The sequence below is a fragment of the Streptomyces sp. NBC_01275 genome, assembly GCF_026340655.1.
Lineage (GTDB): Bacteria > Actinomycetota > Actinomycetes > Streptomycetales > Streptomycetaceae > Streptomyces.
The window spans coordinates 4257864-4270905 of sequence record NZ_JAPEOZ010000001.1; the positions used below are offsets into that span (position 1 = coordinate 4257864).

Annotated in this window: 16 protein-coding genes; 8 read left to right on the forward strand and 8 right to left on the reverse strand. The window is 71.9% G+C overall.

The annotated features are described in order from the left end of the window. Nucleotides 1-128: 128 nt before the first annotated feature. Entirely contained in the window at nucleotides 129-875 is a 747-nt protein-coding gene (locus tag OG562_RS18560) for a VOC family protein (RefSeq protein ID WP_266399085.1), read from the reverse strand. A 134-nt stretch (nucleotides 876-1009) separates the two neighbouring features. Here OG562_RS18560 and OG562_RS18565 point away from each other — a divergent pair, with 134 nt between their 5' ends. Beyond that, nucleotides 1010-1645 carry a TetR family transcriptional regulator gene (locus OG562_RS18565; RefSeq protein ID WP_266409379.1) on the forward strand — a complete coding sequence of 212 codons (636 nt, stop codon included), beginning with the start codon at nucleotides 1010-1012 and terminating at the stop codon, nucleotides 1643-1645. Nucleotides 1646-1810: 165 nt separating this feature from the next. Here OG562_RS18565 and OG562_RS18570 read toward each other — a convergent pair whose 3' ends face one another. The 3 genes from OG562_RS18570 to OG562_RS18580 are packed head-to-tail and all read right to left on the reverse strand — an operon-like array spanning nucleotide 1811 to nucleotide 3984. Next, nucleotides 1811-2263, reverse strand: coding sequence for an Lrp/AsnC family transcriptional regulator (locus OG562_RS18570; RefSeq protein ID WP_266399088.1), 453 nt, complete (start codon nucleotides 2261-2263; stop codon nucleotides 1811-1813). Nucleotides 2264-2314: 51 nt separating this feature from the next. Continuing rightward, nucleotides 2315-2785 (reverse strand): nitroreductase/quinone reductase family protein, encoded by a 471-nt coding sequence (locus OG562_RS18575; protein WP_266399090.1) that lies wholly within the window; start codon nucleotides 2783-2785, stop codon nucleotides 2315-2317. Continuing rightward, nucleotides 2782-3984, reverse strand: a complete 1203-nt coding sequence (locus OG562_RS18580; RefSeq protein ID WP_266399093.1) for an acyl-CoA dehydrogenase family protein — start codon at nucleotides 3982-3984, stop codon at nucleotides 2782-2784. Before OG562_RS18580 ends, OG562_RS18575 begins: the two co-directional genes overlap by 4 nt. 228 nt (nucleotides 3985-4212) lie before the next feature. Between OG562_RS18580 and OG562_RS18585 the strand changes: the two genes are divergently transcribed. From OG562_RS18585 to OG562_RS18595, 3 genes are all read left to right on the forward strand, one after another. Beyond that, the gene (locus OG562_RS18585) at nucleotides 4213-5397 is read left to right on the forward strand and encodes an acetyl-CoA acetyltransferase (RefSeq protein ID WP_266399096.1); all 1185 of its coding nucleotides are present in this window, start codon (nucleotides 4213-4215) and stop codon (nucleotides 5395-5397) included. A gap of 234 nt (nucleotides 5398-5631) precedes the next feature. Then, nucleotides 5632-6585, forward strand: a complete 954-nt coding sequence (locus tag OG562_RS18590; RefSeq protein ID WP_266399099.1) for an expansin EXLX1 family cellulose-binding protein — start codon at nucleotides 5632-5634, stop codon at nucleotides 6583-6585. Between the two features lie 65 nt (nucleotides 6586-6650). Next, on the forward strand, nucleotides 6651-7358 hold the full coding sequence (locus OG562_RS18595) for a pyridoxal 5'-phosphate synthase (RefSeq protein ID WP_266399102.1): 708 nt from the start codon (nucleotides 6651-6653) through the stop codon (nucleotides 7356-7358). A gap of 6 nt (nucleotides 7359-7364) precedes the next feature. Here the strand turns inward: OG562_RS18595 and OG562_RS18600 are convergent, their stop codons facing one another. Beyond that, entirely contained in the window at nucleotides 7365-7934 is a 570-nt protein-coding gene (locus OG562_RS18600; protein WP_266399104.1) for a TetR family transcriptional regulator, read from the reverse strand. Nucleotides 7935-8025: 91 nt separating this feature from the next. Between OG562_RS18600 and OG562_RS18605 the strand changes: the two genes are divergently transcribed. Next, nucleotides 8026-8961 carry an SDR family oxidoreductase gene (locus OG562_RS18605; RefSeq protein ID WP_266399106.1) on the forward strand — a complete coding sequence of 312 codons (936 nt, stop codon included), beginning with the start codon at nucleotides 8026-8028 and terminating at the stop codon, nucleotides 8959-8961. Between the two features lie 2 nt (nucleotides 8962-8963). Here the strand turns inward: OG562_RS18605 and OG562_RS18610 are convergent, their stop codons facing one another. Then, a complete protein-coding gene (locus OG562_RS18610; RefSeq protein ID WP_266399108.1) occupies nucleotides 8964-9452 on the reverse strand; it encodes a hypothetical protein in 489 nt (162 codons plus the stop codon). Nucleotides 9453-9501: 49 nt separating this feature from the next. On the opposite strand from OG562_RS18610, the gene OG562_RS18615 reads away from it, so the two are divergent. Next, nucleotides 9502-10281, forward strand: a complete 780-nt coding sequence (locus OG562_RS18615) for an aminoglycoside phosphotransferase family protein (RefSeq protein ID WP_266399110.1) — start codon at nucleotides 9502-9504, stop codon at nucleotides 10279-10281. A 15-nt stretch (nucleotides 10282-10296) separates the two neighbouring features. Here the strand turns inward: OG562_RS18615 and OG562_RS18620 are convergent, their stop codons facing one another. Continuing rightward, the gene (locus OG562_RS18620; RefSeq protein WP_266399113.1) at nucleotides 10297-10812 is read right to left on the reverse strand and encodes an ATP-binding protein; all 516 of its coding nucleotides are present in this window, start codon (nucleotides 10810-10812) and stop codon (nucleotides 10297-10299) included. A gap of 269 nt (nucleotides 10813-11081) precedes the next feature. On the opposite strand from OG562_RS18620, the gene OG562_RS18625 reads away from it, so the two are divergent. Together OG562_RS18625 and OG562_RS18630 are read left to right on the forward strand one after the other, a co-directional pair. Then, nucleotides 11082-11933, forward strand: coding sequence for a helix-turn-helix transcriptional regulator (locus OG562_RS18625; protein ID WP_266399116.1), 852 nt, complete (start codon nucleotides 11082-11084; stop codon nucleotides 11931-11933). 10 nt (nucleotides 11934-11943) lie between these two features. After that, on the forward strand, nucleotides 11944-12138 hold the full coding sequence (locus tag OG562_RS18630; protein WP_266399117.1) for a hypothetical protein: 195 nt from the start codon (nucleotides 11944-11946) through the stop codon (nucleotides 12136-12138). A gap of 7 nt (nucleotides 12139-12145) precedes the next feature. On the opposite strand, the gene OG562_RS18635 is transcribed toward OG562_RS18630, so the two are convergent. Next, entirely contained in the window at nucleotides 12146-13009 is an 864-nt protein-coding gene (locus OG562_RS18635; protein ID WP_266399119.1) for a GNAT family N-acetyltransferase, read from the reverse strand. Nucleotides 13010-13042 lie beyond the last annotated feature (33 nt).

The window sequence follows — 13042 nt, forward strand, 5'->3', positions numbered from 1 at the left end:
CGGGCGGCTGGTGGCGAACCCGGGGGCAATCGGGGTGTCTCATTTCATATGAGGGCAAAGACGGGTCTTCGGTACGTGTCCCGCCCCCTGTTTCGGTACGCGTTACCGTCTGCGTTTCCGTACGCGGCTCAGCGCTGGAGGAGCGCGAACGACGCCCCCTGATTGTCCGTGACGACGGCCACCGTGCCGTACGACGCCGTGAACGGGCCCGCCTGGAGGCGCCCGCCGAGCCTGCTCACCGTGCCCAGGGCCGCCTCGCAGTCCTCCACGCCGAAATGGACGAGGACATGCGGCGGCATCATCTCCGGGAAGACGTCGGCGACCGGGGCCCGGCCGAAGTCGGGATGCGCGCCGGGGCCGAAGAGGGCCGCGTGGAAGAGATGGCCGTAGAAGGTGTTGGCGGCGTCGGTGTCCCGGGCGTACAGCTGCGCCCAGGCGAAGGCGCCGGGGGCGTGCCGGACGCCGAAACCGGGGTGGCTGCCGGGCTGCCACAGGCCGAAGACGGCGCCCTCGGGGTCGGCGGCGAGCGCGGCGACGCCCTGCCCGTCGACCGGCAGCGGGGCCATCACCACCTGCCCGCCGGCCGCCTGGATCCGCCGGGCGGTCGCCGTGACGTCCGGGGTCGCGAAGTACACCGTCCACACGGTGGGCATCCGGCCGTCCGTCTTGTGGGCGAGCGCGGCGACGGGCGCTCCGTCCAGCAGCCCCCACACCGAGGAGCCATGGGCGGCCTCGAAGGTCCACCCGAAGAGCTCGCCGTAGAAACGCCTGCCCGCGTCGACGTCCGGGAGCTGGGCGTCCACCCAGCAGGGGACGCCCTCCTCGACGCCTCCGGCGTCACCCTCTGTGTTCACCGATGCCCTGTTTTCGGCCATGCAGCCAAACTAACGGCGGTTCACGCAGCCCGCAGACCAGGCACACCCGTCTCCGCACGCCCGCGCACCCCATTTGCAGTCGGCCGAATCGCGCTCCGATCACCCCTCGGTAAGCTGACGGCATGACAGGACAAGTGCGTACCGTCGACGGCCGCGTGGCCGGTCGACGCGGGCAGGCGACGCGGCAGAAGCTGCTCGACTGCCTCAGCGAGATGCTCAGCTCCTCTCCCTACCGGGACGTCAAGGTCATCGACGTCGCCCGGAAGGCGGGCACTTCGCCCGCGACCTTCTACCAGTACTTCCCGGACGTCGAGGGCGCGGTACTGGAGATCGCCGAGCAAATGGCCGCCGAGGGCGCGGAGTTGACCGCGCTGCTCGAAGGCCGGTCGTGGGTCGGCAAGGCGGGCTGGCAGACGGCGCAGGAACTCGTCGACGGGTTCCTGGAGTTCTGGCGGAGGAACGACGCGATCCTGCGGGTCGTCGATCTCGGCGCGGCCGAGGGCGACAAGCGTTTCTACAAACTCCGGATGAAGATCCTCAACTCGGTCAACAACTCCCTGGCGGACGCGGTCGCCGAGTTGCAGTCCAAGGGCAAGGTCGACAAGGACGTGAACCCGGCGGCGGTCGCCGGTTCGCTGGTCGCGATGCTCGCGGCGGTCGCCTCGCACCAGAAGGGCTTCACGACGTGGGGCGTCAAGCAGGCTGAACTCAAGCCGAACCTGGCCCTGTTGGTGCACCTGGGCATCACCGGCAAGAAGCCGACGAAATAGCCGACCGCACCGGCATCGCCTTTTCCCGGCTCCAAGTCCTGTCTGGCAGGCGGCGGCCCACCCACGGGGTGGCCGCCGCCTGCCGCGCTGTGGAAGGCCTTTCGCTCTGCTCCCGGGCTGTTCACGCGCGTTGTCGCCGCGGCTGTTCACGCTCACGCGGGCTGTTCACGCGGGCAGCGGCCGGTCCCGCACCACGTGCTTCATCACCAGCGTCGACGTCAGCCGCTGCACGCCCGGCAGCGTCGTCAGCCTTTCGTCGTACAGCCGTTGGAAGGCCGCGAGGTCGGCGGTGGCCACCCGCAGCAGATAGTCCGGCTCCCCGAACAGCCGCTGCGCGTCCAGCACGTGTTCCACCTCGGCCACCGCCCGTTCGAAGTCGGCGACCGTGTCCCGGTCCTCCTGCCGCATCGAGACGAAGACCAGCGCCTCGAAGGCCAGCCCGACGGCGGTCGGCTCCACGACCGCGCGATAGCCGCTGATCGCCCCGGACCGCTCCAGCTCCCGCAGCCGACGGTGGCACGGCGAGACGCTCAGCCGCACCCGCGCGGCCAGCTCGGTCACGGTCAGCCGCCCGTCCTGCTGCAACTCGGCAAGGATTTTCCGGTCCACGTCGTCCATGGGGTAGATCTTCCCCGAAACAGTCCGATTCCGGGAAACATCGGAAACCGCTTACCGAGGAACGATCCGGAACAGCCGTATCTCCCGCTCCACCCGCGCCTGGTAGGTGGCGTACGGCGGCCAGAACGTCAGCAGCGTCTTCCAGACCGCCGCCCGCTCCTCTCCCGCCAGCAGCCGCGCCGTCACCGGGATGTCGGCGCCCTGCCAGCTGACCTCGGCGTCGGGGTGGGCGAGGAGGTTGGCGGTCCAGGCGGGGTGCCCGGTGCGGCCGAAGTTGGAGCCGACCAGGATCCAGCCGGCGCCGTCCGCCTCCGGCATGCAGGCCAGCGGCGTACGGCGCGGCCGACCGCTCCTCGCCCCGGTCGCCGTGAGGATCACCCCCGGCAGCATCTGGGCGCTGAGCAGCACCTTTCCCCGGGTAAGCCGATGGACGGCCCGGTCGAGCGCGGGGATGACATGCGGGGCGACCTTCGCGAAGGACCGGGTCGAGGACACCCTCTGGACGAGCCGAACGCCGATCACACCGATACCTCCGTACGGTCGAAGAGTCCGGCCTCGTCGGCCGCGTGGGCGCGCAGCCGGTGCACGGGTCCGAACAGCAGTTCGTCTCCGGCGGCCCGCTTGAAGTACAGGTGGGCGTCGTGCTCCCAGGTGAAGCCGACGCCGCCGTGCAGCTGGACGGCCTCCCCGGCGGCACTGCGCAGCGCCTCCAGGGCCTGGGCGAGGGCGAGCCCGCCGACCCGCTCGCCATGGGCGGTGGCCCAGGCGGCGTAGTAGGCGGCGGAGCGGGCCGCCTGGACCTGGACGTAGACGTCGGCCAGCCGGTGCTGCACAGCCTGGAAGGAGCCGATCGCCCGCCCGAACTGCTCGCGCTGTCCAACGTATTCGACGGTCCGCTCCAGCGCTCGGTCTGCGGCCCCGACCGCCTCGCAGGCGAGGACGGCGGCGGCACGGTCGCCCGTCTGGGCAAGGGCCTTGGGCACGTCCGCCTCCGCGCCCCCCGCATCCCCTTCGCCGCCCAGCAACTCGGCCTCCACATTGCGGAGTTGGACGCGGGCCTGCGGTCGGGTCGCGTCGAGGGCGGTCTGCCGTGCGCGGACGAGACCGGCGGCGTCGGCCCGGACCAGGAACAGCAGCGGCCGGGACCGTACGAACCCCCCGGTGTGGGCGGCGACGACCAGCAGCCCGGCGCTGTGCCCGTCGAGGACCTGCGCGGCCTCCCCGTACAGCCGCCACGCGCCCTGGACGCACCGGGCCTGCACTCCCCCGGCCCGTCCGCCGCCGGCCCAGTCGCCGCCGTTGACCCCGGTCAGGGCGAGAGCGGTGGCGAGAGCGGTTCCGGGAACGGCGAGGGCGGCGGTCAGGGCGCCGGAGGCGATGCGGGGGAGCAGGTGGGCGCGCTGGGCGTCGGTGCCGAGGGCGAGGATCAGCGGTGCGGCGAGGACGGCGGTCGCGACGAGCGGGGAGGGGGCGAGGGCCCGGCCGGTCTCCTCGGCGGCGAGGGCGAGATCGGTGACCGGGCACCCGACGCCGCCGTAGGCCTCCGGAAGCGCGAGTCCGGGCAGGCCCAACTGGTCGGCGAGGACGGTCCACAGGGCGGGGTCGTGTCCGGCGGGAGTGGCGAGGGCGGCCCTCAACTCCTCGGAGCCGCACCGCTTGTGGAGCAGCTCGCGCAGCGTACGGCGGATCTCGTCCTGCTCGGCGGTGAGGCTGGCGTCCATGACTGACCCTTCCCTGGCACCTCGGCGGCCCTTCCGTCCGCATCTGACGGTCCGTCATGTTAGGGCGGGGGGGCGGGAATGCCCAGAGAGACGACGAGGTGCCGCAAGGGGCGGCGGGGGACGGCGAGCAGGGACGAGGAGCGGCGGGAGGTCGCGGGGGGCGACGGGAGGCCGCGGGAGGCGACGGCGTCTGCCGCCGGAGCCCGGATCTGATGTACCGTCAGATTCATGGCTTCTGGAAGTGTTTCTGGGAACCGAAATGTGGCCGTGGTCGGTGCGGCCCTCTCCGACTGCGGCCGGGTGGACGACGCGACGCCGTACGCCCTGCACGCCCAGGCGGCCCGCCGCGCGCTGGCGGACGCCGGGCTCGGCCGGGATCTGGTGGACGGCTTCGCCTCCGCCGGCCTGGGCATGCTCGCCCCCGTCGAGGTCGCCGACTACCTCGGCCTGCGCCCCACCTGGGTCGACTCCACGTCCGTGGGCGGCTCGACCTGGGAGGTCATGGCGGCGCACGCGGCGGACGCGATAGCCGCCGGCCACGCGAACGCCGTCCTGCTGGTCTACGGCTCCACGGCCCGCGCCGACGTCCGGGCGGGCCGCCGCACCGGCACCCTCTCCTTCGGCGCGCGCGGCCCCCTCCAGTTCGAGGTCCCCTACGGCCACACCCTCATCGCCAAGTACGCGATGGCCGCCCGCCGCCACATGCTCCAATACGGCACGACCGTCGAGCAGTTGGCGGAAGTCGCGGTCCAGGCGAGGGCGAACGCGGGCCTGAACCCGGAGGCGATGTTCCGCGACCCGGTGACGGTGGACGACGTCCTCTCCGGCCCGATGATCGCCGACCCCTTCACCAGGCTGCACTGCTGTCTACGCTCCGACGGCGGCGCTGCGGTGCTGCTGGCGGCCGAGGAGTACGTACGGGACTGCCGTACGTCCCCGGTGTGGATCCTCGGGACGGGGGAGCACGTCTCGCATGCCTCGATGTCCGAGTGGGACGACTTCACGGTGTCCCCGGCGGCGGTGAGCGGGCGGCTGGCGTTCGCCCGGGCGGGCGTGCGGCCGGAGGAGATGGACTTCGCCCAGATCTACGACGCCTTCACCTACATGACCCTCGTCACACTCGAGGACCTGGGTTTCTGTGGGAAGGGAGAAGGCGGGGCGTTCGTGGAGAAGGGGCGGTTGAGGGCGGCGGGCGGGGAGCTGCCGGTCAACACGGACGGGGGCGGGCTGTCGGCCCAGCACCCGGGCATGCGGGGGCTGTTCCTGCTGGTGGAGGCGGTACGTCAACTGCGTGGAGAGGCGGGGGCGCGGCAGGTGCGGGGACGGGACGGGGAGCTGCCGAGGCTGGGCGTCGCCTCCGGGACCGGGGGGTGGTTCTGCTCTTCGGGGACGGTGGTGCTGGGGCGGGAGTGAGACGGGAGCCACCGGGGGCGGCAACCTTTTCGGGTGCGGCGGCGACTGGGGAAGTCGGAAGGTTTCCCGGGCTTTCCCGGGCTTTCCAGGTCCTGCTCCGCCGAACCGCGTAAGGATTCATCCGTGGCATCCTCTTCGCACCGCCGATCCCGCCCCGAACGAGGGTCCGAACGCGGCTTTGAACGTCGCTCCGGGCATCGCTCTGAGCGTGGCTCCGACCGGCGCCCGGTCCGTGTGCCCGCGATCGCCCTGACGGCCGTCGCGGCCGTCGCGCTCGTCGTGTCCCTGGTCGTGGCCTTCCGCCCCGACGGCGGGACCGGCGGCGACGGGAAGGACGCGGCCAAGCCCGTCGCCGGCGCCCAGGTCAGCGAGTCGCCGACGGCGACGACGGGGACCGCGGCCTCCGCGTCCCCGAAGCCGTCCACGGCGTCCCCGACCGCCACGAGCACCGCGACCGGCGCCGCAACGGGCTCGGCAGCCGCTACGGCCGCCTCCTCGCCCTCCGCGAGCAGCGCGCCGGCGGGGTCCTCGGGCGGGAGCGCCGCCCGGACGGCGTCCGGGTCGGCGCCGCTGGCGGGGCGGATCCGGCCCGGGGTCGACTACCAGGGGGTCGCCACCTCCTACGACGTCGGAAACGGCGACGGGGCCTGTTCCTTCGGCCCGACGACCGACGTCATGACGGCGGCGATGAACACCGCCGACTACGAGACGTCCAAGGCGTGCGGCGCGTACGTGCTGGTCCGTGCGGCGGGCGGCGCGTCCGTCACGGTCCGGATCACCAACGAGTGCCCGGCGCCCTGCGCACCCGGCCAACTCGACCTCAGCACCCAGGCGTTCGCCAGGCTCGCGGCGCTCTCGGCCGGCCGGATCCCGATCACGTGGAGCCTGGTGAGCCCCAGCGTCTCGAACACGATCTCGATCCGGTACAAGACCGGGTCCAGCCAGTACTGGTGCGGCGTCCAGGCCCTCGGCCACCGGAACCCGCTGGCCCGGCTGGAGGTCCGCACCAGCGGCGGCTGGCGCGCGCTCCCCCGTACCGAGTACAACTACTTCCTCTCCGAGCAGGGCTCCGGGTGCGGCAGCGCGATCAGGATCACCGACGTCTACGGCGAACAGCTGACCGTCGACGGGATCGCCGTACGGCCGGACGTGGTGCAGACGACCAAGGTGCAGTTCGCGCGGCACTGACGCCGGGCGTCTGCGGCAGTGGCGGTCGTCACCGCGTACTCGGCGGCGACCGCATACTCGGAGCCATGGCTACCGATCTTCATGAGCTGCTCAGGTCGCTGCGGGTGTGGGACCCGGAGGTGACCGACCTGCCGTCCTTCGACCCGGGGGCGGCCCCCGCCGAGCCGTTGCCCCTCTTCACGGAGTGGTTCGCGCAGGCGGTGGCGGCGGGCGAGCGCGAGCCGCACACGATGACGCTGGCGACCGTGGACGACGAGGGGCTGCCGGACGCCCGGATCGTGATGCTGCACGGCGCCGACGCGGCCGGCTGGTCCTTCGCCACGCATGTGACGAGCGCCAAGGGCCGCCAGCTCGCCGCCCGCCCCTACGCGGCCCTCACCTTCTACTGGCCCGCCCTGGGCCGCCAGATCCGCGTCCGAGGACCGGTTTCCGTCGCCCCGTCCGCCGAGGCGCAGGCCGACCTGCACGCCCGCTCGACGGGTGCGCTGGCGGCCGCGCTGACCGGACGGCAGAGTGAAGTCCTCGGCTCGGTGGAGGAGTTGGCGACGGCGTCGGGCGCGGCCTGGGAGGAGGCCGACCGCAACCCGGGCGCCGAGTCCCCGACCTGGACGCTGTACCGGCTGCGTGCGGCGGAGGTGGAGTTCTTCCAGGGAGACGGGCGGCGGAGGCACGTACGGCTGGCGTATCGGCGTATGACTTCTGGTTCCGGCTCTGGTTCCAATTCCGGCTCCGGCTCCGGCTCCGGCTGGGAGCGGGTGCTGCTCTGGCCGTGAGCCGGATCAGGGGCCGCCCGCGGCCACCGCTTTGAGTTCGTCGAGGGACTCCCGCAGGAAGTCCGCGAGCGGGTGTTTTCCGTCCGTTTCGACCCAGCGTTCGAACCCGACCTTGAAGACGGCGACGCCCGCCTCCGCGGTGAGGGTCGCGGCCGGGTCCTCGACGCCGCGTCGGCGCAGCGTGGCGGCGAGCGCCGCGGAGAGCGTGGCGAGCTTGATCAGCTCGCGCTCGCGCAGTTCCGCGTTGGCCGCGATGACGGCGTGGCGCTGCCGGGCGAACTCGTGCCGGCCGGCGAAGAAGCCGGCGACGGTCTCCAGCGTCGACGCCATCGCGTCGATCGGCGCGGCCGTGTCCGGGGTCTCGGCAAGCGTGACCACGAACGCGTCCTGCAGCGCCTGCGCGCCGCCGAACAGCACTTCGCGCTTGTCGGCGTAGTGCCGGTAGAACGTCCGCTCGGTGAGCCCGGCGCGTTCGGCGATCTGCGCGGCGGTGGTCTGCTCGAACCCGCGCTCGCTGTAGAGGTCCAGCGCTGCCTGTCCGAGCCGGTCACGCGCGTTCGGCTTCCATCGACCCATGCGGCAGATCCTACGCGATGACAGTGACTGACATCGGTGCTACGTTTGGCGATGTCAGTCACTGACATGACTTAGGCAGGAGTGACTCCTCATGCGTGTGTTCATCACCGGCGCGTCCGGCTGGATCGGTTCAGCCGTTGTTCCGGAGCTCATCGGGGCCGGCCACCAGGTCGTCGGGCTCGCCCGCTCGAACGCCTCGGCCGACGCTCTCGCCCAGGCCGGCGCGGAGGTGCGCCGCGGCACGATCGACGACCTCGACACCCTGCGCGACGCGGCGGCCGAGTCCGACGGGGTGATCCACCTCGCGTTCAAGCACGACATCGCGTTCAGCGGCGGCTTCGAGGACGCCGCCGACGCGGACCGGCGGGCCATCGACACGTTCGGCGAGGCGCTCGCCGGCTCCGACCGGCCGTTCCTCATCGCGTCCGGGACGCTCGGGCTGGCGCCTGGCCGGGTCGCGACCGAGCAGGACGGTCAGCCGTCCGCCCCGCTCGACGCCCACTGGTCGGCCGGCCCGGCCAAGCGGCTGGCCAACGCCCACGCGACGGCCGCCTTCGCCGAACGCGGCGTCCGCTCATCGGTCGTACGGCTGCCGCCGACCGTGTACGGCGACGGAGACCACGGTTTCCTGGCCACGGTGGTCGCCGTCGCCCGCGAGAAAGGCGTTTCCGGCTTTGTCGGCGACGGCGCGAACCGCTGGCCCGCCGTGCACCGTCACGACGCGGCGCACCTCTTCCGCCTGGCGTTGGAGGGCGCTCCGGCCGGCTCCACCCTGCACGCGACCGGGGACGAGGGCGTCCCCATCCGTGCCGTCGCCGAGGTGATCGGACGGCACCTCGACCTGCCCGTGGCCTCGATCTCCCCCGAGGACGCGCCCGCCCACTTCACCTGGCTGGCCGCCTACCTCGGCATGGACAGCCCCGTCTCCAGCGCGCACACCCGCGAACTCCTGAACTGGCAGCCCACCCAGCCCGGCCTCCTCGACGACCTGGACAAGGGCCACTACTTCGCGGCCACGTCCGCCTGACCTCACCGAGAGGTGACGGAACCCCCGGCCGTCCGTCGCCGCCCGGGCCACATGTCGTCGTACGCGGCGTCGAAGAACCGCACCTGCGGCCCGCGCAGCGCGGACGCGTCGGCCACCTCGCCGCGGGCCGCTTCGGCAAGGCGACTCGCATAGCGGTAGGCGGCGCCCCGCAGCTCCTCGCTTCTGGCCGACAGATCGATCTCCGCCTGCGCGAGCCACAGGTCGTCGACGAGTCGTTCGAGCGCAGGGTCAGCCGCACCGCTCGCACCACGCGGGCGCGTGAGCGCCTCCTTCTCCAACTGGTTTGCGACACCAAGTAACTTCAGGACGGCGTTCTTGAGCTCCGCGCGATGCGCGGCCGACTCCTCGATCTCCAACTGCCGGGCGCTCACCCGCGACACCAGGTACTGCCCGAACAACGACCCGCCCGCACCGAGCGCGACCCCTGCCAGCGACAGCAACGCCGGCCCCAGACTCCCCCAAGATCCCATGACCTGAGTCTCTCAACACCGGTTCGCGCGACTACGGGAAGATGGCCGCATGCCGGGTGAGGAAGCGGAAGCGACAGAGGAAGTGATGCAGGACGGCGTCCATCGTCGGGTGGTGCGGATCGGCGACACCGTCCGCAGGCCCGTCCAGCCGTGGACGCCAACCGTCCATGCCTTGCTGCGACACCTCGCGGACGTCGGTTTCGCCTATGCGCCAAGGCCGTTGGGAGTCGACGACGAGGGTCGTGAGGTCCTCACCTACTTCGAGGGCGACTCCGGACCGTCGGGCTGGGCCAAGGTCGTGGACGACCAGGGCCTGCAAAACTTCGCCCGGCTGCTGCGGGACTACCACGACGCCTGCGCGAGCTTCACCCCTCCGCCGGACGCGACCTGGTCCCGGGACGCAGGCGACCATCAGGTCGTATGCCATGGGGACTTCGGCCCCTGGAACGTCGTCTGGCAGGGCATCCGGCCCGTGGGAATCATCGACTGGGACTTCGCCCACCCGGCACCGCCCCTGCACGACGTGGCCTACGCGCTGGAGTACGTCGCCCCGTTCCGCGACGATGCCGAGTGCCTGCGCTGGCTGCGCTACCCGGCCCCGCCCGACCGCCGACTGCGGCTGAAGACCTTCTGCCGCGCCTACGGCCTCGACTCGACCGCGGGTGTCGTGGACGCCGTCATCGCCCGACAGCAGGACAACGCCGACCTCGTACGCCGACTGGCCGACCAGGGCCACGAACCCCAGGCCACCTGGGCCGCCGAGGGACTCCTGCCCCAACTCGCCGACCGGATCGCCTGGAGCAGGACCCACCGGCATCTATTCGAGTAGCGCCCCCGAAAACCGTCACCCGTACGAACGTCCGCCGAGGAGATAGCCGCACGCCCCCACCCACGGCAGCACCGCCCACATACGGGTGCCCCCGGCCGTCTCCTCACCCGCACCGATGCCCCACTCCCCACGGCAGGCCCGCACCACCCGGTCCAGCACGCGCAGCGACACCCGGCGATGCAGGACGCAGATCGCGCCCAGACGGGCGTGGGCATGGTGTGGATGGCCGTCGTAAAGGGTGACGCGCAGCGCGTCGTCGCGGTAGCGCAGCGACACGTACACGTCGGCCGTGGCGGAGAAACGGCAGGCGCAGGCGGTCAGTTCGCTCACCACCTGCACGGTCGCGTCCGTCGCTGCGGCGAGACCGTGCGCGTGCAGTGCCGTACGGGTCGCCGCCCGGGCGATGCCGGGACTTCGCGGAACCGCGGGCAGCGTGAAACTGAACGCGAGGGCCTCCGGCCGGGCGAGGGCGAAGGGGGCATCGGCGGGGGCGAGGGTCGGCGACTGGCAGGACCCGGTGTCGAGGTGCACGGCAACTCCCTTGTCGTGTGCGGAGGGAACTCTCCCGGTGGCCTGTCTCCCCGACGCGAGCGCGCCCCTCCGGGGGAGGAGATGGCGGGCGGGCACGCGTGATGCGCTTCCGGGACGGTTGTGACGGCTCTGTGGTCGAGCCATGACTGACTGTAGAGACGCCAGAGTCACAGTGTCCATCGAACTGGAGATAATTACCCCTTACGTTGTTGGACCTGCGGGTGTCTTGTCGGCAGACTTGGAGCGACGACAGCGCACGGAGGGGCACCATGGGCACAAGAAGCACGCCGACCCAGCGTCAGAAGCGCCTGGGAGCGGAGCTGCGGAAGTCGCGGCTCGCGGCAGGGGTCGCCACGGAGTACGCCGCCGGACTCCTCGGCATCGACCGAACGCGGCTGTCCAACATGGAGTCGGGAATCCGGCCGTTCTCGTCCGAGCGGGTCCGCACCCTCGCCAGCAACTACGCCTGCGCGGACACCGGTTATGTCGACGCCCTTGCCGCCATGGCAGAGAGCAAGGAACAGGGCTGGTGGGAGCAGTATCGGGGCACCTTGCCCGCCGGGCTGCTGGACGTAGCCGAGTTGGAGTGGCACGCAGCGCGGGTTCGGACCGTGCAGTTCATGCACGCACCGGGACTGCTCCAGACCGAGGAGTACGCCCGCGGCATCTTCACCGCCGTTCTACCGGCCGTCAGTCGACTGGAGGTCGAACTGCGGGTGGCCCACCGCATGGCTCGCCAGCAGGTCCTGGAACGCCCCAACCCGCTGCCCTACCTCGCATACGTTCATGAGGCAGCGCTGCGCATGCGGTTCGGCAGCGACAAGGCGACCCGGGATCAGCTGAAGCACCTGGCAGAGCGCTCCGAGCAGGACGGCGTCGACGTACGCGTCATTCCGGTGACCGTCAGCGGCTTCCCAGGCGCAGGGCACGCGATGCTGTACGCGAACGGCCCCGTCGCCTCACTCGACACCGTGCAGCTGGACTCCGCACATGGGCCGACATTCACTGACGCGGAGGCCCAACTCACCAAGTACCGTGCCCATCTGGACTGGATGGACGACGTATCGCTGTCCCCGGCCGCCTCACGCGACTTCATGCTCACCATCGCCCGCGAACTCTGAGGAACCCGCCATGACGAACGAGATCACCTGGGAAGAACCCTTCTGCGGCGAAGGAAACAACTGCTTCCGCATAGGCACCGACCCCACCGGCAACGCCTACATCGCCGTCGCCGGTCAGGAGGACACCCCCCTCACCGACACCCACGAAGCCCTCCGCGCACTCATCCTGGAGATCAAGGCGGGCAAGGCCGACCACCTGCTGTAGCCGCCCGCTAGCCCGCGAACTCGTACACCGCGAAGTCCGCCACCGCCCGATACCCGATCCGCTGATACAGCCCGTTGCTGGTCGGGTTCGCCAGGTCCGTGAAGAGGAGGACCTCCGCCGCGCCGGAGGCCAGCGCGGCGCGGCTCACCTCGGCGGTGGCCGCGCCCGCGTATCCGCGTCCGCGCAGTTCAGCGGGGGTGTAGACGGGCGCGACCCGTATCTGGCCCGCCACCTCCGGGGTGACGCCGGCCAGGGCGACGGGGGTGCCGTCGGGGGTCTCCCAGAAGGTCGCGCCGCCGTGGGCGATGCGGGCGTCGGCCCAGGCCTCGCTGCTGCGACGGTTCGCGGAATCGCCGACCTCCTTCGCGAACTCGTCGTGCCAGCGGGCCAGTCGGGCGCGGTCGGCCGCGGTGGCGATACGGGCCGCGCCGTCGGGAACGGGCTCGGGGATCGTCAACTCGCCGAGACGGTAGAGGCGCTGGCGTTCCCGAAGACGAGACACCGCGCCCGTGCGCCGCTGCCAGGCCTCGGCGAAGGCCGCGGCGGTGTCGGTCTGACCGGTGACGCCGGGGAGCCGGTGTCCGGCGGAGGCCAGCCGGGCGGCGAGGGCGTCGGCCTGTTCCGGGTCGAGCGGGGTGAGATAGAGCTTGTAGGGCGGGGTCCACAGGAACGCCGCGCGGATCTCGCCGCCCGTCTCCAACGCACCGAATACGGGGGCCTCCTCGCCGTAGGCGTCCAGCCCCCTGCGGCGCAGGGCGTCCGTCACGGTCAGCGGGACCGTGTGCAGCGCGGGGCGGGAGGCGAGGAAGTCGCCGGCGCGGTGGAGGAAGGCGTCGAGATCGTGGGTGAGATGCCAGTCGTCAGGGCGCATGCCCCTCATGCTCGGGCAGAACCGACTCCCGCC